The sequence below is a fragment of the Streptomyces venezuelae genome, assembly GCF_008642375.1.
In the GTDB taxonomy this organism is placed as follows: Bacteria; Actinomycetota; Actinomycetes; order Streptomycetales; family Streptomycetaceae; genus Streptomyces; species Streptomyces venezuelae_G.
Genome location: NZ_CP029194.1, coordinates 1,430,042 through 1,454,357, shown reverse-complemented (window position 1 = coordinate 1,454,357; position 24,316 = coordinate 1,430,042). Strand labels below are relative to the sequence as shown.

Here is a 24,316-nt window from a genome sequence, read left to right as displayed (position 1 = left end):
CCTTGCCCATACAACGACACGTCAAGAGGTTCCACAGTCATGTCCCGACTCACCCGTCGTACCGTCCTCGGCGCCGGCCTCGCAGCCGCCGGCACCGGACTGCTGACCGCCTGCTCGGGTTCCATGAGCGGCATGGACCACTCCTCCGGAGGGGGCGGCATGTCGCCGAGCACCGACTACCTCACCCCGGACAGCAAGCAGGTCGGCGCGGCCGAAGCCCTCCGCAAGCCCGGCCCTGAACGGCGGTTCAAGCTGACCGCCGTCGAGACCCCGATCGACCTCGGCGGCGGACGGACCGTCCGCTCCTGGGCATACGGGGACGACCTCCCCGGCAAGGAGGTCAGGGTCACCGCCGGTGACACCCTTGCCCTCACTCTTGCCAACAACCTCCCCGAGGCCACGAGTGTCCACTGGCACGGGCTCGCCCTCCGCAACGACATGGACGGGGTCCCCGGTCTCACCCAGCGCGACATCAAGCCGGGCGGTTCCTTCGACTACCGCTTCGCCGTCTCCCACCCCGGGACGTACTGGTTCCACCCGCACTCCGGCGTCCAGCAGGACCGCGGCCTGTACGCCCCGCTCATCGTCGAGGACCCCAAGGAGCCCCTGAAGTACGACAAGGAGTGGGTGATCGTCCTGGACGACTGGGTCGACGGCGTCGACGGTTCCACTCCGGACGCCGTGCTCGCCGAGCTGAGCAAGGGCATGGGCGGCATGGACCACGGCGGCTCCGGCTCCGGAGGCATGGAGGGCCACGACATGTCGAACATGTCGATGACCACCCAGAAGTCCCCGTCCCCGTCCCCGAAGCCGGCCGGCCCCTCCCGGATGCTCATGGGCGCCACCAGCGACCTGCTCGGCGGCGACGCCGGAGACGTCGGCTACCCGCACTACCTGATCAACGGCCGTACGCCGGACAAGCCGCAGACCTTCGCCGCCAAGCCAGGCGACCGGATCAGGCTCCGGATCATCAACGCGGGCGGCGACACGGCCTTCCGGATCGCTCTCGGCGGCCACAAGCTCACCGTCACGCACACCGACGGCTTCCCCGTCGAACAGACACAGGCCGACGCGCTCCTGCTCGGCATGGGTGAGCGCCTGGACGCCCTCGTCACCGTCGGGAGCGGAACCTTCCCGCTCACCGCGCTCGCCGAGGGTAAGAACCGCACGGCCCTCGCCGTCCTGCGCACCGGCGGCGGCGCCGGGCCCACCGCCTCCGTACGCCCCAAGGAACTCGACGGCAAGGTCGTCCACGGCGGTCAGCTCAAGGCGGCCGAGTCCGTACGGCTCGAGTCGGGACGTCCGGACCGGACGATCGAGTTCAAGCTCACCGGCTCGATGGCGAAGTACGACTGGGCCATCAACGGCAAGAAGTACGACCCCGCTCAGCGCTATCCGGTCCGTTCCGGGGAGCGCGTCCGGCTGTCCTTCGTGAACGACACGACGATGTGGCACCCCATGCACTTGCACGGCCACACCTACGCGCACGCAGAGGGCGGCGCGCGCAAGGACACCTCGATCGTGCTGCCTGGCAAGAAGCTCGACATCGACTTCGACGCCGACAACCCCGGGCTGTGGATGATCCACTGCCACAACGTCTACCACGCCGAGTCCGGGATGATGACCGTCTTCGGCTACCTGAAGTAGGACGACGGCCCGGCCCGGGAGACCGGGCCGGGCACCTCTTGCTCGGCCTCAGCCGACCGGCCGTGCCTCGTACTCGCCTGCCTGGCGCACCGCGGCCACCAGCGCGTCACTGTCCACGAGCGCGCCCTCCTCGAACTGGACAGTGCTGCGCCCGCTGCGGACATCGGTCCGCGCCGAACGCACGCCGGGAACCTCCTCCAGCTCGTCGTCGATGAGCAGACCGCAGCTCGTGCAGTGCATCCCCTCGACTTCGAGGATCACCTCAGGGCCCATGGACTCCGGCTCATGGTTCTTCCTGCCGCCGAACAGTCGCATGATCACGCCTTCTCGAAGTCGATGGAACCGGTCTGCATGCCCATGGCGCAGGAGAACCGGAGCTCCCCGGCGTCACGCGTCCCAAGGTCGATCTCGGTGTCGCCGTCCTCCTTGACGATCTCCTGGACACCGAGCTCGGGGATGGTGAACGCCCGCGCGCAGCCGCCCGAGTCCTTGCCACGCAGAACGAGTGTGGTGGGCAGCCCTGCCTTCGCTGTGAACCGCGTGGGGGTGTAAAAGTCCGTCACGGTCAGCGTGATCACCTGCCGGCCGGAGGCATCGACCCGGACGGGCGGGTCGTTGGGGACAGGCTGCTGTGTGCCGTCCGCGCCCGTCGGGCTGTCCGACGGGCCGGGCTCGATGACGAAGGCGGGAGCAGCCGCGGACGAGCTCGCACCGCCCTGGTTCAGGCTGACCCAACCGCCCGCCTGGAGTCCGGACGCGACTGTCCAGACGGCGACCATGAGGACGACGATGCCGGTGAGCGACGCCAGCTGGCCCGAGAGTGCCCGGCTGGTGCGGCGGAACAGGTAGCCGAGGACGGCGAACAGCGGAGCCGTGCCGAGGACGAACCCCGCCATGACGGCGGCGCCGGCCACCGGGGATCCCGAGGTCACGGCGATCAGCTCCACCGACAGCGTGACCCCGCACGGGACGAGCACGGTCGCCAGACCGATGAGGGCGGGCGTGGCCAGTGACCCGGTCTTGGCACTGCGCCGGAACAGTCGGCCGAAGGAGGCAGGCGCCCGGGGCACGAAGCGGGCCACGGCCTTGACCCCGAACAGATCGAGCGCGAACAGCACCATCAGCAGGCCGGACACGATGAGCATCACGGCCCGGGCGCGGGGGCTGGGCTGGAGCGCGTCACCGAAGACGCCTAGCAGTGCGCCGAGAAGGGTGTGGGAGACGAGTTTGCCCGCGAGGAAGGCGCCGACGGGCGCGAGCGCTTTGGGTTCGGCCGCGGGGGAGGCCGGTGCGGGCTTCACGGCCGGGCGGCGCGCCCCGGCCATGGCGGGTACCTGGGCGGGGGTTGTTGCGGCGGAGGCGCGGCGGGTCACCGCACCCGCGAGCAGACCCCCCTGGACGGCGGCGCATGAAGCGCCACCGGCGAGCAGACCCGTGGTGAGACCGGTGACGAGCAGGGTGATGGACGACGGCATGCGTCGGGGCTCCTGAACAGGAAGGGCGGCACGAGCGCGCGCGTACGGGCGCGTGCCGAACGGACGTGAGGGCGGTACGTCCGAGGAAGGGCTTCCACGGACGGGGTGCCGTCAGGTCCGGCTGACGCAGAGACGGGTCAATTCAGGAGGGGAGGGCGGTTCGAGAGGCGGCGGCACACCGGAGCGCGGTGGCCCCGGCTGCATGAATGCAGGCGCCGGCCGGTCGAAGCCGTTGGTGCACGCGGTCTGCTCGCTGCCGAGCGGCGAGACGGAGGGCTGCGCGCAGTCGCTCATACTCGACATCGGGCAGGGCTGCTGAAGGCTGTGGGCATCGGACACGGACAGACTCTGGCCGGTGTGGGCTGAATGCATCCCGCCGGGCAGGTTCCCCATGCCCATGGACTCCATCGGACCGGGCATCTCCGACATGGCTGTGCTCGGCATCGCCATGGCCGGACGGGCGAGCCCGGTCAGGCACAGCGTGACGACACACGCCATCAGCAGCACAGGCAGCAGCCTGAGGCGGGAGGGCGCGGCAGGGGTCACGATCGGCATCGTAGCGGCACTGGGTGCCCCGCCGGGTATCCGCACACGGCGACGCCGTCGTTATGAGGTGACGCCGCCGCTGCACGTCGCACCCGGCTCCGGAGTCTGCGGCCCCTGGACGTAGCGGTCAAGGAAGACGCCGACCCGCGCGTCGGCGGCGCTGGTCACCCCGACCTGGTGGCCCCAGGCCGTGAGGACGATCGGTGCGGACTGTTCGGTGCGTGGGCTCATCAGGGTGTACGGCGTCTTGCTGACCCGCTCGCCCAGCGCTTGGATGTCCGCGGCGGTCGCCTTGTTCGTATACGTCACCCACACGGCGCCATGCTCCAGCGCGTGCACCGCGTTCTCGTCCCGCACCGGGGACGTGTAGACGTCGCCGTCGCAGTTCTGCCAGACGGGATCGTGGTCGCCGCCGGCAGGCGGAGTCATCGGATAGGAGACGGCTGCGGTGACGTGGTTCCTGGAGAGGTTCTGCCAGGTCCGCTCGCCCGCGATCGGTGCGGTCGCGCTCTGGCCGTCGTCGCCGCTGGTCGAGACGAGGTAACCGAGACCGCCGAGGGCCGCCGCCAGAATCGCCGCCGAGACGGCGAACGTGGTGACACGCCTACGGTGCTCCCGCACACGCTCCGCTCGGCGCAGCTCCTCCGCCCGCGCGCGGCGTGCGGCGGACTTGTCGTCCGAACCGGGGTATCCCATGAGCGGCACACCTCCCGGGGCCGCGGTCTTCCCTCTCCATCGTAGAGACGACGGAGCCGGTCAGGCGATTCAGGCGACGGTGAGCGTCGCCTTCATGTTCGGGTGGATCGAGCAGAAGAAGGGGTACGTGCCCGGCTTGTCCGGGGCGGTGAAAGTGGCAGAACGGCCGCCCGCGATCTCTCCCGTGTCGAATGCGTCGCTACCCGTAGCCGTCACGGTGTGGGACGCCGAATCCTCGTTCACGACGGTGACCGTTGTACCGGGACGTACCTTCAGGTCCGCCGGCTGGAAGGCGAAGCCGCGGATGGTGATGCGGACCTCGGCGGAGGTGGTGGGGCTCGGGGGTGGGGTGGTTGATGCACTCTGCGTACCAGGTGCGCTTGGGGCGCTTGTGACAGGTGAGTATGTGCCTCCGCCGTTGTCACCGCAGCCGGCGACGAGGAGAGTGAGACAGAGGACGCCGGTCGTGGCGAGAGCGGCACGAGGCATGCGGGGGAGGAACGTCATGGGGATCACCGGTGAGATGGGGGGCTGCCGAAGGGGTCAGGGCCAGCCTCGCTCCGGCGACCTGGGCGAGCGCTCCCGACTCCGCCGTACGCGCCGGTTCGTCCACCCGCAGGGGTGCTCGGCCCCGTAACCGCCTGCGACCCCGCGCGATCCTGCTCATCCGGCGTCGGTACTCGCCGGCGCTGATCCGGTCGCGCAGACGGAGCCCCGTACACCAGCGCTCGGACGCCGCCAGGGCGGCACGGTGGCCGCGCAACCGGGCCAGGGGAGGACAGCGGCTTTCGCCCGTGCTGATCAGGCGGACGATGTCGTACGCCAGAACCGCCACGATCAGCACTCCCACGAGCGTCGCCAACAAAGCGACCATCACGGTCATCACCACTGCGGTACGCGACGAACAGTTCCTAAGCTCCATTGTTCCGCAATGCGGCTGCTTGTGGACTGTGGGAATCCAGGGCCGCGGACGCTGCACGGCGGCGCCTGATCCACATGCACATGGCTCCTTTTCGTGGCGGACTGGAAAGGGGAGTTCCTCCCCGGTTCGGTGAAGTCCAGTTCAACCATTGGGCGTTGAACGACGCTTACCCGGACCACTTCACCTCGTGAAGGAGTGATCTTGTGATCCGAGGTGACGGCATCCGCCGCAACGTCGCTGACATAGACGACGATGAACGGGACGCACGCGGCCGTGGGTGCGGCCGGATCTCGAGCGGCAGGTGAAGGACTACCAGCCCACCAGCATCGTCAACCCGCCGCAGTACGACACGCTCCAGCCGGTGGGCGACGGTCCGCTCACCGCACATCAGCTGAACGAACTGCGCAACGCGCTCGATGGCGCCGTCGCTCTTCATGCAGCCCTGCCCCACAGCCACGACCACTAACTAGGTGGCGAGCGAGCTGCCCAAGGCGGGGAGTACAGGCCCTGCGGCCAGCCCGAGCCCTACTGACATCACGGTGGCCGTGTAGGCGATACCTCGTGCCGGTCGGTCCTCTCCGGCAAGGGCGGCGCCGTCGCCCCGCGAGACCGCCGGCACGATCCAGCGCAGGTAGTAGAAGAGGGAGGCGACGGTGTTGACGGCTGCCAGGACGGCCAGCCAGGCGTATCCGCCGTCGAAGGCGGCGCTGAACGCCTCCAGTTTGCCGACGAACACGGCGGTCGGCGGGGTGCCCACAAGCCCGAGGAGGCAGATGACGAGACTCGCGGCCAGGAGCGGGCGCCGTCGAGCCAGGCCGCGGTAGTCGGCGAGCCGGGTGGCCTGGGGGAGGGCGCAGACCACGGCGAAGGCGCCCAGGTTCGTGACGGCGTACGCGGCCACGTAGTACAGCAGGGCTTCCTGGGCAAGGTCCGATCGGCCGGCCACCGCGACGGGCAGCAGCAGGTAGCCGACCTGGCTGATCGTCGAGTACGCGAGGAGCCGCTTCACGTCGTCCTGGAAGAAGGCGGCCAGGTTGCCCAGTGTCATCGAGGCCGCGGCCACCACGGAGATCACGGCCGCCCACGGCATTCCGCTGTCGGCGAGGACCGCCTCGCCGAGCCGAAGCAGGGCCGCCAGTGCGCCGATCTTCGGAATCGTGGTCAAGAACGCGGCGACGGGCGCCGTACTGCCCTGGATCGCGTCCGGTACCCAGAAGTGGGCCGGGACGGCTCCGGCTTTGAACAGCACTCCGGCGAGCAGCCCGACGGTGCCTGTGGCGACGAGCGCCACGGGGGCTTCGGGGAGCGAGGGGCCGAGCAGCGGGTAGCCGGTTGCCCGCCCCGCCGCGTACAGGACGGTGATCCCGGCCAGCATCAGCACGCCGAGCAGCGCGCCGATCACGTAGTACTTGAGCGCGGCCTCCGTGCCCGGCCCGTCCTTGCGGAAGCCCGCGAGCGTGTACGCGGGGACGCTCGCGAGCAGGTATCCGGCGGCGAGCAACAGCAGGTCCTGAGTGCCGGCCATGACGAGAGCGCCGAGGGCGGACAGCTGGAGCAGGACGTACGTCTCGCTCTCGCGCGGGTGCGCGTGGAACGGCCTCGCGAAGAGGGCGAGGACGATCAGCACGGCGCCCAGGACGACGATCCGGGACGTGGAGGTGACCGGATCGACGGTGAATGCCTCGCCGAAAGCGGTCAGGTCGGGGCGGGCCGCGGCGACGGCCGCCGCCACGATCCCGACGCCAGCCGCCACGGCCGCGAGGAGCCCCACCAGCCACTGCCGGCCGCGCGGCAGCCACGCGCCGAGGAGCAGCCCGAGAACGGCCGAGGCCGCCAGCAGTACCTCAGGGAGGATGTCGAGCGGGTTCTCGTTCATCTCGCTCATGACGTTCATCGGGCGAGCTGCTCCAGGACCGTGCGGGAAGCCGGCTCGATGACGTCGAGGAGGAAGCGAGGCGCGATGCCGAGGACGACGGCCAAGGCGAGGAGCGGGACGACGGCAGCACTCTCGTGGGGCCGAAGGTCCGGGAACGCCCGTGGCGTACCGGGAGCGTCGGGCAGGCGCAGCGGTCCCATCAGGATCTGCCGCAGCGCGCGCAGGAACAGTCCGGCCGTGAGCAGGATGCCGAGCACGGCGAGCGCGGTGGCGAGCGGCCTCGGCCCGAGGGAGCCGGTGAAGATCTGGAACTCCGCGATGAAGCCGGAGAAGCCGGGAAGTCCGAGCGACGCGAAGGCGGCCACGCCGGTGAGGGCGGCGAAGACGGGTGCGGTGGCGGCGAGTCCGCCGTACGCGCCCATCTCGTACGTCTGCCCCCGCTCGTACAGCACCCCGGCGAGGAGGAACAGCGCGCCGGTGATGAGTCCGTGGCTGACCATCTGGGTGACCGAGCCGGTGATCGCGAGGGAGCGGGCCTGGGCCGAGGTGTCGGCGGTCGCGGCGGCGGCGCCGACGGCCAGGACGATGTAGCCCATGTGATTGACGGAGGTGTACGCGACCATCCGTTTGAAGTCGGTCTGTGCCAGTGCCACAAGGGCTCCGTGGAGAACGGACAGGACCCCGATCACGACGAGGACGAGGGCGTACCGCCGCCACGCGTCGGGCAGCAGCGGCATGGCGATGCGCAGGAATCCGTACGTCCCCATCTTCAGGAGGACCCCGGCGAGGATCGCCGATCCTGCCGCCGGGGCTTCGGTGTGGGCGGGTGGCAGCCAGGTGTGGAAGGGGACCGTCGGGGTCTTCACGGCGAGGCCGATGGCGACGGCGAGCAGGACGAGGGCGGCGTACGCGGACCGGCCTGCGAGGGGGTTCTGCCGGGTCAGCTCAATGATGTCGAAGGTGTGCGGGGTTGCTGCGAGGTACAGCCCGATGAAGCCGAGGAGCAGCGCGAGCGAGCCGATGAACGTGTAGAGGAAGAACGTCAGCGCGGCTCGCTTGGCGTCGCGGTGTCCCCATCCGGCGATGATGAAGTACATCGCCACGATCGACAGGTCGAAGAAGACGAAGAACAGGATCAGGTCGAGGGAGACGAACAGTCCCAGGCAGGTCGTCTGGAGGAAGAGGAAGAGGGCGGCGAACTCGCGGAACCGGCGGCTCTCACGCAGCGCGTACACCGAGCAGGCGAGGAACAGCACGCACGTGAGGGCGAGCAGCGGCAGGGACAGGCCGTCGACGCCGATGTGGTAGCTCACGCCCGCGCTGGGGATCCAGCGGGCCCTTACCTCGTACTGCATACCGCCCGTCGTCTCGTACCCGGCCCAGATGGCGACGACGAGGCCGAGTTCGACGGCGGCCGTTGCCACCCAGACGGCGCGCAGCGCCTGGACGGGGATCCGGGATGGGAGTGCGAGGAGCAGCAGGGCGATCGCTGTCGGGGCGAAGACGAGGGCGGTGAGCACGGTTTACCTCACGAGGACGAGCACGACGGCGATGACGGAGAAGGCGGCAACGGCCTGAGCGAGGTACTGGTGGAGTTGCCCGGTCTGCGGGCGTCGGGCCCATCCGCCGAGCTGCCGGGCCGCGGAGGCGACGCCCTCGACCGCGCCGCCGACCGCCCCCTCGACGAACCGGTTCGTCCAACGGGCGCAGGCAATCGCGCCCTGGGCGGAGGCGTCCACGGCGCGGTCCAGGACACGGTCGTCGAAGGCGGCGGCGGCACGAGCGATCCGCAGCGTGGGGGATACGAGGAGGACATGAGCGGCGCGTTCGAGACCGAGCCACTCCCGGGCGAGGCCCCAGGTCCGGGTTTCGCCCCAAGCCCAGGTGACAGCGGAGGCGACGAGGGCGAGCGCACCGGACAGCGCGAACTCCCAGATTCTCAGATCTGGTTGGGCCTCCGCGCCGAGGTATCCGGTGAGCGCGTCGCGTACGGGAGGGAACGCGACGGGCGTCAGGGCGAGACACGCGAGGGCGAGCAGCACCAGGGGCGCGACCGCTCCGCCGGGGATCCGCCGCCCGGCTGCCGCACCCGGTTCCGGGGGGCTCCACACGAAGTGGAGGATCTTCACGCTGTACACGGCGGAGAGGACGGCGGCGGCGAGCCCGGTCGCATACAGCCACGGGCTGTCCTCGATGGCCCCCGCGAGCAGCACGTCCTTCGCCGCCCAGAGGGAGAGCGGAGGCAGCCCGGCGAGCGAGACGGCACCCACGGTGCAGACCACGCCGACGGTCCGGTACGCCCGGGCAGCACCGCGAAGCCGGGGGAGCTGCTGGGTGCCCCACGCCGTGAGCCAGGCGCCGGCCACCAGGAACAGCAGACTCTTCGCGGCGGCGTGGGCCATCAGTTGCAGCACGCCTCCGGTGGTCGCCGCGGCACCGGCGGCGAGCACCATGAATCCGATCTGCGCGCAGGTGGAGGCGGCGAGCAGCTGCTTGAGATCGGTCTGCGCCACGGCGACGAGCCCCAGGGCGACGGCGGTCGCCGCTCCCACCCAGGCCGCCGTGTCCGCGCCCCAACCGGAGGCGTCGAGGAGCGGCCCGGTCCGCAGCAGCAGGTACGCGCCTGCCACGACCATGGTCGCCGAGTGCAACAGCGCCGACACCGGGCTCGGACCCTGCATCGCACGCGACAGCCAGAAGCTGAAGGGGAGTTGCGCGGACTTGCCGAATGCCGCGACCAGGAGACCCGCTGTCACGAAGGACAGCCACGGCTCGTCGAGCCCCGCCAGTCCATCGAGGGTGAGCGGACCGGGTGCGGCCGCCAGGGCGGCTCCCGCCGCGAGGTAGAGCCCGAGATCGGCGGTTCGGGTGGTGAGGAAGGCGGTGTCGGCGGCTGCCGTACGGGCGGGCTCGCGCCACCAGTAGCCGATCAGCGCCCAGGAGGTGGCGCCCATCACTTCCCAGCCCATGAGCAGCGTGGGGAGGGTGACGGCGGTGACCGTGACGAGCATGCTTCCCGCGAAGAGCAGCATCAGTCCGAAGAAGCGGGCCCGCGCCTCCTTGGGGCCGAACTCCGCCAGGCTGAACAGCAGTACGGCGAAGGTGACGGCGGTGACGGTGACGACAAGGACTCCGGAGAGCCCGTCCACCGCGAGGCGGACGGGCATACCTTCCAGGAGGGGCGCTTCTACCGCCGGCCGGCGGACCGCGGCGGTGATGGCCAGGCCGAGTGCCACTGCTGCCACGGTGACGGCCGCACCGGGGGCCCACCGGTCCGCCGGCCGCCCGGCGAGGGCGAGCAGGAACCCGGTTGCGAGCGGAACGGCGATGAGCATCCACAGGAGAAGGCTCACTCCTTCAACTCCGCGGCCATGTCGGTCATATCGATCTCTCGGGATCGGAAAAGGGCGGTGACGACGGCGAAACCGACCGCCATCTCCAGGGCCATGGCGGTGATGGCGACCACGATCAGGACCTGTCCGTCGGCCGTGGTGGGCGCGATGTACTGCCAGGCCGCGCCGGCGGCGAGGATCACCCCGCCCAGCATCAGCTCCAGGCCCATCATCAGCATCACGATCGACTGCTGGGTCAGCGCGCCGAACAGTCCGATGCAGAACAGTGCGGCGGCGACGATCAGGAACAGTTGCAGGCTCACCGGCCCAGCCCTCCTCGAACCGGGTCCGCGGGCGGGGCGTCCTGGAGACCGTCGCCGAAGCGGTCGTATCTGCCGCGCCGGGTGGCGAGCACGACGGTCGCCACGATCGTCGCGAACAGCGCCATGCCGAGCGTCAGCATGGTCAGCATCTGCGGCCCCATGAGGGACATCCCGAGGTCCATCGTCGGATCGGCCGGGGCACGTCCCTGCCGTCGGGGCCACGGGGCGAGCAGGATGCCGACGACAAGCAGGGCGAACGAGAGAGCGCAGATGACGGCGGCACCGCGCTTGTTGTGGATCATCGTCATCGGCATGAGCCCGGCCGGGTTCATCATGAACATGATCATGAAGACGGCCATGATGGCCATCTCGATCGTCATCATCAGAACGGTGGCGATGCCCAGATAGTCCAGGCCGAGCACGATCAACTCCCCGCCCACGCACAGCAGTGCGGTGAGCAATGCGAAGGTCGCGCGCGCCATCGAGTCGAAGCGGAAGACCATGATGCCGCTCGCGACGGCGACGACGCCCAGAACCCAGAACGCGGCTGTATTCACCGGGCGAGCACCACCACGGCCACCACCAGCGCCTGCGCCACCGCGATCGGCGTCAGGACCACCCAGGCCAGCTCCATGTAACGCTCCATCCGTAGGGTCGGCACCCGGCGCCGCGCCCAGAGCAGGAACCCGAGCACGGCGGCCGTCTTGAGAACCGTCCAGGCCCACCCAGGCAGCAGCGGTCCGTGGCCACCGCCCAGGAAGAGCGGGACGGCGAAGGCGGCGGCGACCACCAACAGCAGCCACCGCCCGCCGAGGAACAACAGCCGGTCCACCCCGGAGAGTTCGCCCGCCGCACCGCCTGCCGCATCCACCCCCGCCGGCTGGTCGAAAGGCCCCCAGAAAGCCATCGCCAGCGCGCTCAGCAGGTAGATCCCGAACGCCACCGGCATCCACACCGCGAACCAGAGCCCGGACTGGGCGTCCACCACCGCACCGACCCGCAAGGACTCGGCGCCGAGCGCCGCCGTCGTGATGGCCAGCATGTGCGGCAGCTCGTACGCCAGCCCCTGTGCGAGGAAGCGGTAGCCGCCGATCAGCGACAGGGTCGAGTTCGGGCCCCAGCCCGTCAGCCACACGGCTGCCCAGGCCAGCGCCTCCATGGCGTTGAACCACACGATCCCGTCCGGCAGATCGGACACCGAACGGAACCCGAAGGGGAGGACGGCGGCGGCGAGGACGGCCGCGACCGGGAGCAGCGTCGTTCCCAGCCGTACGAGAGGGATGTCGGCAGCCCTCGTGATCCGGCGCTGCTGTACGAGGAGTCGCAGCACCTCGCGGCCCGGGCCGGTCGATCTCGCGTCGACGGTCGCCGTCGCCCACGCGGCGAGCACCAGCACGGCAGGGAGGACGGCTACCGCCCACAGCGGAGCGGGATCAACCATGGCCATGGCCTCCCGGCAGCTGCTGAGGGGCCAGTTCGTCGAGGTCGGGGTCCAGGCTCGCCACGATGAGCCGGGCGCAGGCGAACTCGGCGCCTGCGAGGAGATCGGGTAGCGCGTCCAGGAGAGACTGCGAAGGGGGTGTCCCGGTGTCGACGCGACCGCGGGGGCCGCGCAGCGGGCGGGCGGGCAGGCGTTCGCTGTCGTCGACTGCCCCGAGGTCGTGCTCGATCGCGTCCAGCCACGCGATGAGCCTGCTGTGTGCATCCCCACCGACCGGCCCTCGGGCCTGCACGCCGACACCCGCCAGAAGCCACCGCAGAGTCCACGATCGGCGCAGGCGTCGCATCAAGGGGCGGACGCGCGGTACGAGTTCGTCGCGTCCCGCACCGCCCAGCAGGCTGTCCCGGGCGCCGCGCGCCCGTTCCGCCGCATCGCTCCATCCGGCGACGCCGAGGAGTCTGCCGAGGCTGTCGAGGTGTGCTGCGCACTGCCGCCGGGCGGCCTCGCCGACCGTCACCGGCTCACCGGCCATGGCCCTGAGCCACGGCTCGTTCCAGAACGCGGGCCCGGACGCGGAAGGCGTGGGCACCGGGTCGACCTCCGCGCGCCGCACCACGTCGCCCTGGAGCTCCAGACGCAGTACGAGGCCAGCCGGCCAGTCCGGCAGTGCGGGCCCGAGCGGCACGTGCAGCCGGTCGAGCCTCAACCCGTCCCGGTCGTCAGCCCGTTCGGCCATGGGGAGCCCGGCGACGGCGCCCATGTGGTGTTCGTGCCCGCCGTGGCCCATGGCGCCGTGGTCCATTCCGCCGTGATCCATGTGACCGTGTGCTTGGTGTGCGGCGTGCTCGCCGTCCCGGTGATGGCCTTCGCGCCCACCGTGTCCTTCGTGCCCGCCGTGATCGCCTTGTGTCTCGTCGCCACCATGACCCTCGTGCCCACCATGCTCACCGTGCCCGGTGTCGTGCTCATGCTCCGCGCCGTGGCCCTCATGATTCATGTGGCCCTGATGTCCGGCGTGCTGCGCGCTCGGCTTCAGCAGTTTCGCGTGACCGTGATCCAGCGCGTGCGCCGCGTGCTCGGCATCCGTGACCGTCACCCGCGCCTTCGGGGCCGGTACGCCCTGCCACACCCGTTCCGCCCAGTCGTCCTCCTGCACGGGGAAAGGCATGCCCGCGAAGACCACCAGGTCAGCGGAGGCCGGGCCGGCGGCCTGGGGCCAGTCCCTGCGCCCGAGTTCGGCCTCGACAGTGAGTCGCTCACGCGTCGCGCCTGGACTGGTCACGAGCAGAACGGCTGGCCGGGCGAGTGCCACCCGGGTGAGGCGCGTCCTCAGGTCCACCGGAACGCTCCCTCGCGCCAGGCGTACCCGACGCCGGCGAGCAGGATGCCGAGGAAGAGGAACATCTCGACGACCGCTGGGGCGCCGACCTCCGGGACGACCTTCGTCCACGGGTACATGAAGAGCATTTCCATATCGAAGGCGAGGAAGATCATCGTGACCGGGTACCAGCGCACGTGGAACCGGGACACCGGGTGCTCCCGCGGCTCAAGCCCACCGCTGAACGGTCCCGTGTGCAGCGGCTCCCGGACCGCGCGGACGGCGGCCCCGACGCCACGGAGCAGGAAGGCCCCTGCCACGGCGACCGCGAACAGGAGGGGGACCGGCTCCCAGGCCGCGGCTTCCACGTGATCCCCTTCCCGGTGGGCCGAGCACTACCGGCCGCCATCGGCAGGCAGCATCTCAGCGGCTATGCCGGGACGAAGGGACCAACACGGATAATTCGTGTCCTTCTTCACTTTGGTGCGGTCGCTCGCGCGTGGTGTCCGGCCTGCGAGATTCGGACAAGCCCGATTCACGTCGGCGGCTTCGCTGTCTGGCCGGGGCCACTCTGTAGGGCACGCGGATCACCGCGCGTGGCCCCGCCGTTGATCAGACGGTGGAACTGGCCGAGCCGGCGGAACTCACGTGACCGATCTGCAGGGTGCCGGTCCGGGCCGATCCGCCGGGCGCCGCGGCCGACGATCCAGGAGACCCTTGTCCTGCGTCTGCCGTCACGCGGGTACAGGGCAGTTCTCGGCGGTACGGAGTCGTCGGATCAGCGCGTACGTGAGCAGGCCCACCGAGGCGAGCGCCAGTACGGGCTGCAGCGGGGCCCAGAAGGACAGGGCTCCGCTCACGCCGATCGCGACGATCACGAGCTTGTTGCAGATGGGGCAGCCGACGGCGAAGGCCGACAACAGACCGGCACTCAGGGCGCGTGCGGTCTGGGTGCGATCCCGCGCGGGCTTCTCGACAGCCAGGCGCGGGCCCACGCGGACGTAGGACGCGGCGAGCAGCCCCTCAAGGACGGAGCTGACGATCCACGCTGGGTAGTTCCACCAGAGGACGGGCGTCATCCGGGTGTAGAGAGGCGATGGGGCGACGCCCGTGGGTACGCCGATCACGACTGCGGCGAGCAGGGTCACCGCCGCGGCGACGACCCACCTCCGGAGGGGCCAGCTGCCCATGAACGTACTCCTTGGGAGAGGTGCCGTCGACCGGGTGGCGGGCCACTGCGGGGGAGCCTGCTCGGGTCGTCCGGCCGACGGCGAAACCGATCGTAGTCTGCGGATCTACTTAGAAGAGCAGAGAGGTAATTTTCACCACCCGTGCGTGCGGCAGTGGCGGCGGTTCCGTCTTCTCCCACCTGTTCCGGCGCGGCGGGCGGGTAAGGGTGTGGGTCACCCTTCGGCCCTGGCGCCGCTCGTCCGTGGCCAACGCGGGCGCCGCGGTGCCAGGGCGAGCGCCGTGCCGCGCCGCACGCCTCCTGGGGTGGTGTCGGCCGGGTGGTCAGGAGAGCGCGCTGCCCCTCTTCCAGGTCTCCCAGTCGACGTTCCAGGCGCCGTAGCCGTTGTTGACGGCGACCGTGTCCGTGGAGTTCACGACGGTGACGGGGTCACCGAAGCGCACTTGGTCGTAGAACCACTTGGCGTCGGCCGTGCTCATGCCGATGCAGCCGTGGCTGGCATTGACGCGGCCGAACTTGCCCTCGTTCCAGGGCGCGGCGTGCGCGTACGTGCCGGACGGGGTGAGCTGGACGTCCCACTTGACGTCCTCCATGTCGTACGCCTCGGGGCCGAAGATGCCGACGGTGGCGGAGTTCATCCGGATGGAGGGGACCTTGCCGAGGACGACCATGGTGCCGTTCCAGGTCTCGAAGGTCTCTTTGCCGGTGGAGACCTTCAGGGTCCGTAGGGCCTTGCCGTTCCTGGACACCGTCATGGTCTTCTTCGTGACGTCGACGGTGCTGGTCACGGCTTCGCCGATGCGGAAGTTGACGACGCGCTTCTGCGTGCCGTAGACGCCGCTGCCGGCGTCCACTCCGGCGAGGTCCATGCGCAGGGTGACATCGGTGCCCGGCTTCCAGTACTCCTTCGGCCGGTAGTCGATCCGGTCCTTGCCGTCCCGGTCCTTCATCCAGCTCCAGGCGCCCTCGATCGCCGGGGACGAGGTGACCGTGAGCTTCCGCTCGACAGCGGCCTTGTCGTGGATGGGCTTGTTGAAGGTGATCGAGACCGGCAGGGCGACGCCGACGGTCGAGCCCTTGTCGACGTTGTACGTGCCGACGAAGGTGTTCGTGGCCGCCTGGGTCGTGAAGCTCGACGTTTCGCTCATAGGTGCTCCGTCGCCGCCCGTGCCCTTGGAGGACACGGTGTAGGTGGCGCCGGGGGCGAGCGGCGTCGTCGAGGTCCACACGGACTTGTCGGCGGAGAACGACCCTTCCACCATGCCGGGCCCGGGCGCGCTCACGTCCACCGAGGTCAGGACCCCGCCTCGGGCCTTGACGGTGATCTTCCCGGCAGTTCCGGTGTCGACGACTATCGCGGACGGCCCGCCACTCGTCGCCGCGTCCCCCGCCGGCTTTTCGGTCGTCCCGTTGGCGGAGTTCGTCGCTCCCGCGGAGCTGCAGCCGGCCACGAGGAGGCCGGCTGCCGAGGTGAGTGCGAGCGTGCGCACGGCGCTGTGCCGCTTCCGTGCTCTCGTGTGCTTCATAGTGACCCTTCCATCTAATGCTCTAAGTGCATTAGAAGACGAGTTTCCGAGGCGGGTAGTTCCCCTCTCCTCGCCAACCTGAGTGGGGAGTTCAGTGCGCGTGGCCGTCGTCCGTGCCTTCGTCCGCGTGCTCCGGATCGGCGCTCGTGGGCGCCGCACTGGGCTCTGCCGACTTGTCGGCCGAGGTCGACGGTTCCGGCTCGGTGTCGTGCTCGTCCGTCTCCGGCTCCCCGCCGCCGTGGCTGTGCCCGCCGCCCTCCGAGGACTCGCTGCCCATCCCGGCCGCCAGCGTGCTCAGGCCGAAGTAGCTCCCGCCGGCGACGAGCAGGACGACCAGCCCGAGGGGGCTGAAAATGCGGCGCGAGGGGGTCTCGGCATCCTTGAGGACGAAGGCGACGAACGAGACCACGATGCCGAGCGGCACGAGGACCGCTCCGCGGGCGGGGAAGTCCTCGAAGTGCTGGAGTCCGCCGCTGAGCATGCCGATGCCGAACGAGAGCAGCAGCGAGGCGCCGATCACCACGAGCGCGCGGGCGAACCGCGGCCGCTCCTGGGCCAGCATGAACTCGTTGACCAACGTGGCGACGAGGAACACGAAGACACCGATGATCGCCACCACCGTGTATCGGGCGGGGTCGAGCGGGTGGTGGACCACGGCACCGCTGATCAGACCGGCGCCGACGAAGTACAGCACGTAACCGATGTAGCGACCGGACAGGGGCGTGCTGCGCTTGCGTCGGCGCGACCGGGCGGAGCGGCGACCGGCGGCACGGCCTCCGGGCTCGGGCTGCGGTGCGAGGTGGTGAGGTGCGGTCTGGTCGGTGAGAAGGGACACAGAAGCCTTCCAAGAACTGAGGGGCACACGGCGGCGGCCTACCTGCGGCCTTGCGGGCGAAGGTGGGCGGCCTCGAAACGTGTAAGGGAGAAGTGGGTCCGGAGCGTGGCCTGTCGGCGGGACGGCGCTCCGGGCATGAAGTGGGGACAGCCCAGCGACCGCTGGGTGAGGGACGCAGCGACGCAAGGTGCGGCGCGTAGCCTCGGGTGCCTACTAGATGCGCAGTACGACCGATGACGGACAGAGAGCGGCCATGGGCCGCGCAGCGGCGGCACTGGCACCGGTGCGTGCGTCGCCGGTGAGAGCGTGCTCCGTATCGAGGATCGACACGGCAGGCGGAATGATGTCGACACCTGTGGTGGGCTGTCCGGTCGCGCAGTCCTGTACGGCGTGCGCTGAGTCCTCGCCGCCGTCGTGTTCGTAGCCGGACGCCGGCTGCTGCTGATGGGCGTGAGAGGTGGGGGCCGCGGCGACGCTTCCCGGTGCGGTGTGTCCCGCGCTGCTGTCGCCGTGGAGACCGTGCGTGTACAGGAGCCCGAAGAGCAGCGCTCCGAGCCACAGCAGACGCGACCACGAGGGAACCAAGGAGGGGGTGCGGGGCTTCCTCGCCGCCTTGAGTTCCGTGACCACGGCGCGATCATAACCAGCCTGGGTTACGTGCTCGGTACGGGGTGCGCCATGCGCCCGGGAGCGACGTCCGGGCGGAGAAGCATGGCAGCGACGTCGGCCCGCAAGAGAAGTCAGCGGAGCCGGCGCCGCGCCTGCCCCGCCACGACGGCAGGTGGGAGCCGTGAGTGAACGGTCAGACGCCGGGCGGGCAGGCGACCAGCAACGGAAGCAGCGGGACGGTCAGGGCGACGGAGGCCACCGAACCCCAGAGCGCCGGGTGAGGGGTCCGGCGCGGACCGAGGATGCGCTTCATGCGGAGGAGGGCCGCCGAGCCGCCTGCGCCGAACGCACCCTTCGGGGCCTGGCCGGCGGCCATCTCGTACATCGCGGTCGCCAGGACCTCGTGCGAGTGGCTCCGCAGAGCGCGGTCGTCCGCGAGCATCTCCAGTAGCACGGCCATCTCCTCCCGTGCCCGGCGTGCGAGTGGCAACCAGGGGAAGACGGTGGCGAACGCCTCCGCGGCCGCGATCAGGAGGTGGTGGCGGCCGACGACGTGCGCCCGCTCGTGCTCGAGGACGGCGTCGAGCTGCTCTTCCGTGAGCAGTCGAACGGCGGCGTCGCTTACGACGATGCGGGAGCGGAGCCCCGGTAGGCAGTACGCCGCGGGGGTGCCGTGCGTCAGAACGGTGGCCCGCAGACGGTCGGAGCGCACCCCCACCTTGTCGAGCCGGTCACGGTGCCGAGCGCGCGTCAGCCCTGCTCGGGCCAGGCGAAAGAGAAAGGCGCCGACGACCGCGGTGACGACGGCAAGGGGCATCGCCAGGGCCAGTCGGTCGGCGATGGTCGGGTTGGGCACCACAGGGGTCGCCGTACCGAGGCCGCAAGCGTGGAGGAGCCCTACGAGTCCGGCGTGCAGATGCTCGGTGGGCGCGGCCAGCTGGGAGGCGGCGAGCGCGGTCGCGAGCGTGAACGACACCATGAGCGCGAGCCATATGGCTGCTCCGAGGGCCGGTGCCCGGTGGGGCCAGGCGCTCCGCACCATCAGGCGTGGGGCAGCGACGCCCACGACAGCCGCGTACCCCAGAAGGGCAGGGGCCGCGTTCACTGCTTCGTCCGCCGTCCGACATCCCGCAGGGCTTTCCGGAGCGCCGCGATCTGGTCGTCGTCGAGGTTCTCCACGAACCGCGCGAGAGCGGCGGGCCGATCCTCGCTGACTTCCAGGCCGTCCTCCATGAGCGCGGCTGAATACGCCTCGCGTGATTCGACGGCCTTGTACAGCCAGATCCGGCCGTTTTTGGCCCGTGTGAGGTGGCCCTTGTGAAAGAGGATGGTCGTGACCGTGGTCACGGTCGTGTAGGCGGCGTCTCGGTGCAGATTGATGTCGTCGACGACCTCACGCACGGTGGCGGGGCGGTTCCATCTCCAGAAGCGGTCCATGATCTCCGCTTCGAGTTCCCCCAGCCGGCGCATGGCCCGTTCCTCTCCGATGATCCGCACTCGGCTTCATAGTAGACGGGCGTTGACGTGGGGTTCCGCGCTCGACGGCCTTGCGGTGCCTAGGATGGGCTCATGACCACGCTCGAGAAGCCCCTTGAGGCGCAGCAGGCGCTGCGCCTCAAGGGGCTTCTCGTGTTGGTCGTGCTCGTCGGGCTGCTGGGCATGCACGCCATGGGGCCTGGTCCTATGACGGCGCAGGCGAGTGGCGCCCCGGCTTCCGTCACCGCTGTCACGTCGACGGCCGTCGACGCCGATCGCGAGGGACACTGCGATCACGATTGCTCAGGACACGGCGGGAGTGGCGAGCACGCCGATCCGACATGTGCCTCGGCCGGCGTAGCAGGCGCCGTCGTTCTCCCCGCGCTTGAGCCGAGCCTCATCGGCCCGGTAGTGACCGCCGACGGGCTCGTCGGTACGCAGACAGCCACTGCCGAGGGCGGGCGTGCCCCACCCTCCCTGTCCGAACTCCAACTCCTGCGGATCTAGGAAGCGCCTGCGGCGCCGTACCCCCATGTGGCCCGTCCGACGGGCATGGCGGGCGCCACCGGCTTACCTTCCAGAGCAAACGCAGGAGTGACGCATGAACACGCACCGCAAGCTGATCCGTCGTACCGCCCTCGTCGCCGCCACCGGCGCCGCCGCCCTGGTGCTCGCCGCCTGTGGCGGCAACGGCTCCAACGGCCACGACATGGGTTCCATGGGAACCGAGTCCTCCGCGCCCGCCACGAGCGCACCGGCGCAGACCGGTGACCACAACGCGGCGGACGTCTCCTTCGCCAAGGAGATGATCCAGCACCACCGCCAGGCCGTGGAGATGGCCGACCTGGCGCCGACGCGGGCCTCGTCCGCGGAGACGAAGGAGCTGGCCGCGAAGATCAAGGGCGCCCAGGACCCCGAGATCAAGACCATGTCCGGCTGGCTGACGTCGTGGGGTGAGGAGGTCCCCGCCGACATGTCCGGCCAGGGCCACGACATGGCGAACGGCATGCCCGGCATGATGAGCAAGGAGGACATGGACGCGCTCATGAAGGCCAAGGGCGCCGAGTTCGACAAGATGTTCGCCGAGATGATGATCAAGCATCACGAGGGCGCCATCGAGATGGCCAAGAAGGAGAAGGCGGAGGGCAGGTACGGCCCCGCCCTCAAGCTGGCCGATGACGTGATCAAGGCCCAGATGGCCGAGATCGAGCAGATGAACAAGATGCTCGGCACGAGCTGACCGAAGCCCGGTCCGCGGGTGCGGGGCACGGCGGGTATGAACCGGCCGTGCCCCGCTTCTGTGCCTACGTGCTCGGTAGAACCCGCATCACAAGCCCGGCGGCGGGTTTCGGGCCGAACGAGGTGGACTTGCGGGGCAGCAGAATGCCCTGCTCGGCGAGATCTCGTATCCCGTCCTCGGTCGGAGTAGGCAGGAGCACGGCGGTGCCCGTGCCCTGGGAGGTCACGGCTGCGACGGCTCGGTCGGCGTCATGCATGTGGACGACTGAGCCGGGGAGGTCGGTTATGGACCAGCAGCTCGCGATGAGGACACGATCGGTGACGGCTGCAGGCTGCTCGTGCCACTCGGTCGGCAGTCCGGCCAGTGCTTCGGACAGGGCCGTTGCCTGCGGCTCCGTCACGCTCCAGGCGCGTCCTTCTCCGACGAGCACCAGCTCGTCGGGCCGGGGGAGCCGTGGCCCGTTCGGAATCAGCCTGACGCGTGCGACGCCCGATGCCGCTCGCGCGGCCTTCTCCGCGTCCAGGCCCGGCAGGACCCGGTGGATCGCCCTGAGCCGCAGAGGGGCGGTGGCCGAGTCGACGAGCAGCGCCAGGCTGCGCCGCCAGGGGAGGCCGTCGCGCCCGCGGCTGAGCCGTCGGGCGGCTGCGAGGCGATGGTGGCCGTCGGCGAGGAGCGGGACCCGGGTTCCACCGAGGCCCGAGGTGAGGAGGTCCTGATCGGCGAGGTCGGTGCATCGCCATAGGTAGTGCGTGACGCCACCCAGCTGGGCGGCGGCGATGCGAGGATGTTCGGCGACCCACTCCGCCAGACGGCGGCCGGTCCCCCCGATGGAGCGGTGGGCGAGCAGCAGCGGCTCCAACTGGGCCCGCAGACCGGACATGTGGGCGGCGCGCTGCCGTACGACGTGTTCCTGTACGTCCTCGTGGGGGATGACGGGACCGGCGTGGGGGCCGGCGACGGTGAGCTCGCCGATCAGGCCGCGTTGGAGGAGGCGAGGACCGAGTCGTTGCTCGTAGACATAGAGGGAGGGCTCGGGGTCGCGGCGCAGGATTCCGCGGTTCAGCCAGCGTTCGAGCTGACCAGCGGCGTCCTGCGGATCGGTGGCGTACAGCAGTCGGGCTATGTGGTGGGGCCGGGCGCGTTGGACCCGGGCGTGGGCGGGACTCATGTCGTCGTGCGGGGGACTGAGCACGGCGGACAGCTGGCCGGCCCGCGACGAGTCGTATCGGACGGCGCGGAACGGAAGGAGCCGCACGGTGTTACGTGCCTTCCGCGACGGGACGGTCGTCAAGGTTCACTCCCGAATGTGGGCACGGCGGTAGGGGGCGGGCGCCTTGTGGGCGCCCGCCCCTTGCCGCGCGTGTCAGGTCAGACGGTCACAGGCTCCGGGCGGGCCTCGGCCGGAGGCTCGGCGAGGCGGCCGGTGCGGTGCAGGCCGTACAGGGCGGCGGTGCACGCTAGGCCGAGCGCGGTCAGCGCAAGCCAGGGCAGTGCGGAGAGCCCGGCCTCGCGGGCGGCGTCGAGCGCGGCTCCGGTCAGGAGGTTGCCGACGGTGATGCCGACTCCGCAGATGGTGTTGTAGAGGCCGTAGTGCGTGGCCACGAGGCGGTTGCCGGAGAGACGGACGATGGTGTCCATCTCGAACGGGTAGGCGATCATCGTGCCCACGGCCAGGAGCAGCGCCGCGAGCGTCGGCGGTACGGCGGCCAGCAGCCACAGCCCGATGCCTCCGCTCGGTACGGGAACGGCAGTGGCGGCGAGGAGAGGCACGAACGCCACACCCATGGTGAGCAGTCCCCAGGTGAGGGCGCGTCCCGGCTCCATGCGGGCCTTGCACCAGGCCGTCACCTTCGTCTGGAAGAGGATCGTGCTCAAACCCGACACCGCGAACAGGACGGCGACGGCCGCCGTGCCGAACTGGCCTTCTCCGCCGAGGCGCCGGACTTCCAGGGGCAGGGCCAGGTAGACCTGGAAGGACATGACGTACGAGCCGATCATGGCCACGGAGAAGAGCAGGAACGGGCGGTTGGCGAGGATGCCGCGCCACTCGGCGAGCACGCTCTGCCCCTCCTTCTCCTTGGTCTCCCTGGCCCGGCGAGCTGGGAGGGCGCGGATCTGCACCACGCTCAGGACGGCGAAGGTGCCCGCCGCGACCAGGCACGTGATGCGGAAGTCGACCCCGGTCAGCACCATGCCCACGAGCGGCCCGAGCAGGATGCCTGCCTGGTAGAAGACGTTGAACAGGGCGAACGCCTCCACTCTGCGCTCACCCGAATCGGCGGCGAGGTAGGCGCGGGTGGCCGGGTTGAACAGCGCGCCGGCCAGGCCGGTCGCCGCGGAGGCTGCGATCAGCGCGGGCACGGAGTCCACCAGGCCCAGGGTCGCGAAGCCGACGGTGCGCAGGACGAGACCGGCGATGATCATCGGCTTGTAGCCGAGCCGGTCCGCGAGCGTGCCGCCGACCAGGAACATGCCCTGCTGGCTGAAGTTGCGGACACCGAGGATGAGTCCGACCAGCCAGCCGGCGAGCCCGAGGGGACCGGCCAGGTGGGCGGCGAGGTACGGCATGAGCATGTAGAAGCCGAGGTTGATGGTGAACTGGTTCACCATCAACAGCCGAACGCTGCGTTCGTACGAACGGAACTGGGAGAGAGTGCCCTTCATCAGGCCCGCTCCTCCGCGGCGTCCGTGAGCTCGGCGTCGGCGGCCGGGTCCTCATCGGTGAGCTTGAGGGGGTCGACGACGGTGGTGCAGCGGGTCCAGCGGGTGACCTCCTTCTCGTCGAGGCGGCCGATGACGTCGGGCTCGGGCGCGGGCGGACCGTCGAGGAGGCCGTGGGCGGCGCAGTAGTCGTCGTCGTACACGGTGCCGAGGTAGCGCTGCGGTCCGTCAGGGAAGATCGCGGCGATCCGGGTCTCCTTGGGCAGAGCGCGGGAGAGCCATCCCGCGACCAGGGCGACGGCGCCGACGCTCCAACCGCCGGTCGCGTAGTGAGAGGTGGCGAGCTGGCGGCAGCTCCACACCGCCTCACTCGGTGCCACCCAGTGCACCTCGCTGAACTGCTCGTACGCGACGTTGCGCGGATAGATGCTCGATCCGAGTCCGCGCATGAGCCGGGTGCGGGCCGGCTGGCCGAAGATCGTGGAGCCGATGGTGTCGACGCCGACCAGGGTCAGGTCCGGGTAGAGCTGGCGCAGTACGCGGGACACCCCGGCCGAGTGTCCGCCGGTGCCCACGCTGCACACCAGGACGTCGATGTGGCCGAGTTCGGTGGCGAGTTCGAGGGCGAGCGGGGTGTACGCGGTGGTGTTGTCCGGGTTGTTGTACTGGTCCGGGCACCAGGAGCCGGGGTGCTGAGCGAGGAGCTGGGTGACCCGGTCCCGGCGGGCCTGCTGCCACCCGCCGGTGGGGTGCGGCTCGGAGACCACGTTGACCTGGGCTCCGTACGCGGACAGCAGTCGCGTCATGGACATCTCCAGGCCCGGGTCGGTGACCAGGGTGACGGGGTGTCCGTAGACCATGCCGGCGAGGGCGAGGCCGAGTCCGAGCGTACCGCTGGTGGACTCGATGATCCGTGCGCCGGGGCGAAGGTCGCCACGGGCGCGGGCCCGCTCGACCATGTGGAGACCCGGGCGGTCCTTGATGCCGCCGGGGTTGAAGCCCTCCAACTTGGCCCAGAAGCCGCGGCCCACCGGGGCGAGCGGCTCCGAGACATGGAGGAGAGGGGTGTTGCCTACCAGCCCGGACAGGGCGGAGCGGGTGGGGGGTGTGACGTCGGTGGTCGAGGAGTGCATGTTCCGCTCTCATTTCGGTGGTGCGCGTCAAGTACTCGTTCGGGAGACGGCCGCGTTGTGCGCGGCCGGAG

At 70.3% G+C, this 24,316-nt stretch carries 26 protein-coding genes; 4 read left to right on the top strand and 22 right to left on the bottom strand.

Annotation, left to right across the window (positions count from 1 at the left end):
- The first annotated feature begins 39 nt into the window (after positions 1 to 39).
- Complete coding sequence (locus tag DEJ46_RS06420; protein WP_150264590.1) at positions 40 to 1,647, top strand: multicopper oxidase family protein; 1,608 nt, start codon at positions 40 to 42, stop codon at positions 1,645 to 1,647.
- Between the two features lie 48 nt (positions 1,648 to 1,695).
- Here the strand turns inward: DEJ46_RS06420 and DEJ46_RS06415 are convergent, their stop codons facing one another.
- The 5 genes from DEJ46_RS06415 to DEJ46_RS06395 all read right to left on the bottom strand — a co-directional run bounded on the left by DEJ46_RS06415 (position 1,696) and on the right by DEJ46_RS06395 (position 4,853).
- Entirely contained in the window at positions 1,696 to 1,962 is a 267-nt protein-coding gene (locus DEJ46_RS06415) for a heavy-metal-associated domain-containing protein (RefSeq protein ID WP_223834540.1), read from the bottom strand.
- 2 nt (positions 1,963 to 1,964) lie between these two features.
- Positions 1,965 to 3,122 (bottom strand): sulfite exporter TauE/SafE family protein, encoded by a 1,158-nt coding sequence (locus tag DEJ46_RS06410; RefSeq protein ID WP_150264589.1) that lies wholly within the window; start codon positions 3,120 to 3,122, stop codon positions 1,965 to 1,967.
- A gap of 111 nt (positions 3,123 to 3,233) precedes the next feature.
- Positions 3,234 to 3,668 (bottom strand): hypothetical protein, encoded by a 435-nt coding sequence (locus DEJ46_RS06405; RefSeq protein ID WP_150264588.1) that lies wholly within the window; start codon positions 3,666 to 3,668, stop codon positions 3,234 to 3,236.
- 60 nt (positions 3,669 to 3,728) lie between these two features.
- Entirely contained in the window at positions 3,729 to 4,364 is a 636-nt protein-coding gene (locus DEJ46_RS06400; RefSeq protein ID WP_150264587.1) for a DUF3105 domain-containing protein, read from the bottom strand.
- 69 nt (positions 4,365 to 4,433) lie between these two features.
- Complete coding sequence (locus DEJ46_RS06395) at positions 4,434 to 4,853, bottom strand: cupredoxin domain-containing protein (RefSeq protein WP_150264586.1); 420 nt, start codon at positions 4,851 to 4,853, stop codon at positions 4,434 to 4,436.
- Positions 4,854 to 5,563: 710 nt separating this feature from the next.
- Here DEJ46_RS06395 and DEJ46_RS06385 point away from each other — a divergent pair.
- Positions 5,564 to 5,752: a hypothetical protein gene (locus DEJ46_RS06385; RefSeq protein WP_150264585.1), complete on the top strand. Its 189-nt coding sequence runs from the start codon at positions 5,564 to 5,566 to the stop codon at positions 5,750 to 5,752.
- Here DEJ46_RS06385 and DEJ46_RS06380 read toward each other — a convergent pair whose 3' ends face one another.
- The 14 genes from DEJ46_RS06380 to DEJ46_RS06315 all read right to left on the bottom strand — a co-directional run bounded on the left by DEJ46_RS06380 (position 5,753) and on the right by DEJ46_RS06315 (position 19,205).
- The gene (locus DEJ46_RS06380; protein WP_150264584.1) at positions 5,753 to 7,171 is read right to left on the bottom strand and encodes an NADH-quinone oxidoreductase subunit N; all 1,419 of its coding nucleotides are present in this window, start codon (positions 7,169 to 7,171) and stop codon (positions 5,753 to 5,755) included. It lies immediately after the preceding gene.
- A 5-nt stretch (positions 7,172 to 7,176) separates the two neighbouring features.
- Positions 7,177 to 8,682 (bottom strand): NuoM family protein, encoded by a 1,506-nt coding sequence (locus DEJ46_RS06375; protein WP_150264583.1) that lies wholly within the window; start codon positions 8,680 to 8,682, stop codon positions 7,177 to 7,179.
- 3 nt (positions 8,683 to 8,685) lie between these two features.
- Positions 8,686 to 10,515 carry an NADH-quinone oxidoreductase subunit L gene (locus tag DEJ46_RS06370; protein WP_150264582.1) on the bottom strand — a complete coding sequence of 610 codons (1,830 nt, stop codon included), beginning with the start codon at positions 10,513 to 10,515 and terminating at the stop codon, positions 8,686 to 8,688.
- The gene (gene nuoK / locus DEJ46_RS06365) at positions 10,512 to 10,817 is read right to left on the bottom strand and encodes an NADH-quinone oxidoreductase subunit NuoK (protein WP_150264581.1); all 306 of its coding nucleotides are present in this window, start codon (positions 10,815 to 10,817) and stop codon (positions 10,512 to 10,514) included. The genes DEJ46_RS06370 and nuoK overlap by 4 nt, the downstream gene beginning before the upstream one ends.
- The gene (locus DEJ46_RS06360) at positions 10,814 to 11,320 is read right to left on the bottom strand and encodes an NADH-quinone oxidoreductase subunit J (RefSeq protein WP_150274164.1); all 507 of its coding nucleotides are present in this window, start codon (positions 11,318 to 11,320) and stop codon (positions 10,814 to 10,816) included. The genes nuoK and DEJ46_RS06360 overlap by 4 nt, the downstream gene beginning before the upstream one ends.
- 50 nt (positions 11,321 to 11,370) lie before the next feature.
- Positions 11,371 to 12,258, bottom strand: a complete 888-nt coding sequence (locus DEJ46_RS06355; RefSeq protein ID WP_150264580.1) for an NADH-quinone oxidoreductase subunit H — start codon at positions 12,256 to 12,258, stop codon at positions 11,371 to 11,373.
- Positions 12,251 to 13,060 carry a hypothetical protein gene (locus DEJ46_RS40710; protein ID WP_317852169.1) on the bottom strand — a complete coding sequence of 270 codons (810 nt, stop codon included), beginning with the start codon at positions 13,058 to 13,060 and terminating at the stop codon, positions 12,251 to 12,253. Before DEJ46_RS40710 ends, DEJ46_RS06355 begins: the two co-directional genes overlap by 8 nt.
- 527 nt (positions 13,061 to 13,587) lie before the next feature.
- Positions 13,588 to 13,944 carry an NADH-quinone oxidoreductase subunit A gene (locus DEJ46_RS06345; protein WP_150264578.1) on the bottom strand — a complete coding sequence of 119 codons (357 nt, stop codon included), beginning with the start codon at positions 13,942 to 13,944 and terminating at the stop codon, positions 13,588 to 13,590.
- Positions 13,945 to 14,310: 366 nt separating this feature from the next.
- Positions 14,311 to 14,766 (bottom strand): hypothetical protein, encoded by a 456-nt coding sequence (locus tag DEJ46_RS06340; protein WP_150264577.1) that lies wholly within the window; start codon positions 14,764 to 14,766, stop codon positions 14,311 to 14,313.
- 322 nt (positions 14,767 to 15,088) lie between these two features.
- Positions 15,089 to 16,291, bottom strand: a complete 1,203-nt coding sequence (locus tag DEJ46_RS06335; protein ID WP_150264576.1) for an Ig-like domain-containing protein — start codon at positions 16,289 to 16,291, stop codon at positions 15,089 to 15,091.
- A gap of 91 nt (positions 16,292 to 16,382) precedes the next feature.
- Positions 16,383 to 17,126, bottom strand: a complete 744-nt coding sequence (locus tag DEJ46_RS06330; RefSeq protein WP_150264575.1) for a hypothetical protein — start codon at positions 17,124 to 17,126, stop codon at positions 16,383 to 16,385.
- A 213-nt stretch (positions 17,127 to 17,339) separates the two neighbouring features.
- Positions 17,340 to 17,756: a hypothetical protein gene (locus tag DEJ46_RS06325; protein WP_150264574.1), complete on the bottom strand. Its 417-nt coding sequence runs from the start codon at positions 17,754 to 17,756 to the stop codon at positions 17,340 to 17,342.
- 172 nt (positions 17,757 to 17,928) lie between these two features.
- On the bottom strand, positions 17,929 to 18,801 hold the full coding sequence (locus DEJ46_RS06320) for a M56 family metallopeptidase (protein ID WP_317852168.1): 873 nt from the start codon (positions 18,799 to 18,801) through the stop codon (positions 17,929 to 17,931).
- Positions 18,802 to 18,836: 35 nt separating this feature from the next.
- Positions 18,837 to 19,205: a BlaI/MecI/CopY family transcriptional regulator gene (locus DEJ46_RS06315; protein WP_150264572.1), complete on the bottom strand. Its 369-nt coding sequence runs from the start codon at positions 19,203 to 19,205 to the stop codon at positions 18,837 to 18,839.
- Positions 19,206 to 19,304: 99 nt separating this feature from the next.
- Here DEJ46_RS06315 and DEJ46_RS06310 point away from each other — a divergent pair, with 99 nt between their 5' ends.
- Both DEJ46_RS06310 and DEJ46_RS06305 read left to right on the top strand, forming a co-directional pair.
- Positions 19,305 to 19,718: a DUF6153 family protein gene (locus tag DEJ46_RS06310; protein ID WP_150264571.1), complete on the top strand. Its 414-nt coding sequence runs from the start codon at positions 19,305 to 19,307 to the stop codon at positions 19,716 to 19,718.
- A gap of 94 nt (positions 19,719 to 19,812) precedes the next feature.
- Complete coding sequence (locus DEJ46_RS06305) at positions 19,813 to 20,451, top strand: DUF305 domain-containing protein (protein WP_150264570.1); 639 nt, start codon at positions 19,813 to 19,815, stop codon at positions 20,449 to 20,451.
- Positions 20,452 to 20,515: 64 nt separating this feature from the next.
- Here the strand turns inward: DEJ46_RS06305 and DEJ46_RS06300 are convergent, their stop codons facing one another.
- The 3 genes from DEJ46_RS06300 to DEJ46_RS06290 form a co-directional block, all read right to left on the bottom strand.
- Entirely contained in the window at positions 20,516 to 21,706 is a 1,191-nt protein-coding gene (locus tag DEJ46_RS06300; RefSeq protein WP_223834539.1) for a DUF1015 domain-containing protein, read from the bottom strand.
- A 113-nt stretch (positions 21,707 to 21,819) separates the two neighbouring features.
- A complete protein-coding gene (locus DEJ46_RS06295; protein ID WP_150264568.1) occupies positions 21,820 to 23,115 on the bottom strand; it encodes an MDR family MFS transporter in 1,296 nt (431 codons plus the stop codon).
- A complete protein-coding gene (locus DEJ46_RS06290) occupies positions 23,115 to 24,245 on the bottom strand; it encodes a PLP-dependent cysteine synthase family protein (RefSeq protein ID WP_150264567.1) in 1,131 nt (376 codons plus the stop codon). Before DEJ46_RS06290 ends, DEJ46_RS06295 begins: the two co-directional genes overlap by 1 nt.
- Positions 24,246 to 24,316 lie beyond the last annotated feature (71 nt).

What these genes read in the sequence shown, in the direction of transcription:
- DEJ46_RS06395 (WP_150264586.1), bottom strand. Translation starts at nt 4,853, where the DNA reads ATGCCTCGTGCCGCTCTCGCCACGACCGGCGTCCTCTGTCTCACTCTC.
- DEJ46_RS06340 (WP_150264577.1), bottom strand. Translation starts at nt 14,766, where the DNA reads ATGGGCAGCTGGCCCCTCCGGAGGTGGGTCGTCGCCGCGGCGGTGACC.
- DEJ46_RS06400 (WP_150264587.1), bottom strand. Translation starts at nt 4,364, where the DNA reads ATGGGATACCCCGGTTCGGACGACAAGTCCGCCGCACGCCGCGCGCGG.
- DEJ46_RS06420 (WP_150264590.1), top strand. Translation starts at nt 40, where the DNA reads ATGTCCCGACTCACCCGTCGTACCGTCCTCGGCGCCGGCCTCGCAGCC.
- DEJ46_RS06315 (WP_150264572.1), bottom strand. Translation starts at nt 19,205, where the DNA reads ATGCGCCGGCTGGGGGAACTCGAAGCGGAGATCATGGACCGCTTCTGG.
- DEJ46_RS06305 (WP_150264570.1), top strand. Translation starts at nt 19,813, where the DNA reads ATGAACACGCACCGCAAGCTGATCCGTCGTACCGCCCTCGTCGCCGCC.
- DEJ46_RS06290 (WP_150264567.1), bottom strand. Translation starts at nt 24,245, where the DNA reads ATGCACTCCTCGACCACCGACGTCACACCCCCCACCCGCTCCGCCCTG.
- DEJ46_RS06360 (WP_150274164.1), bottom strand. Translation starts at nt 11,320, where the DNA reads ATGGTCTTCCGCTTCGACTCGATGGCGCGCGCGACCTTCGCATTGCTC.
- DEJ46_RS06295 (WP_150264568.1), bottom strand. Translation starts at nt 23,115, where the DNA reads ATGAAGGGCACTCTCTCCCAGTTCCGTTCGTACGAACGCAGCGTTCGG.
- DEJ46_RS06410 (WP_150264589.1), bottom strand. Translation starts at nt 3,122, where the DNA reads ATGCCGTCGTCCATCACCCTGCTCGTCACCGGTCTCACCACGGGTCTG.
- DEJ46_RS40710 (WP_317852169.1), bottom strand. Translation starts at nt 13,060, where the DNA reads ATGGACCACGGCGCCATGGGCCACGGCGGGCACGAACACCACATGGGC.
- DEJ46_RS06415 (WP_223834540.1), bottom strand. Translation starts at nt 1,962, where the DNA reads ATGCGACTGTTCGGCGGCAGGAAGAACCATGAGCCGGAGTCCATGGGC.
- DEJ46_RS06355 (WP_150264580.1), bottom strand. Translation starts at nt 12,258, where the DNA reads ATGGTTGATCCCGCTCCGCTGTGGGCGGTAGCCGTCCTCCCTGCCGTG.
- DEJ46_RS06310 (WP_150264571.1), top strand. Translation starts at nt 19,305, where the DNA reads ATGACCACGCTCGAGAAGCCCCTTGAGGCGCAGCAGGCGCTGCGCCTC.
- DEJ46_RS06335 (WP_150264576.1), bottom strand. Translation starts at nt 16,291, where the DNA reads ATGAAGCACACGAGAGCACGGAAGCGGCACAGCGCCGTGCGCACGCTC.
- DEJ46_RS06380 (WP_150264584.1), bottom strand. Translation starts at nt 7,171, where the DNA reads ATGAGCGAGATGAACGAGAACCCGCTCGACATCCTCCCTGAGGTACTG.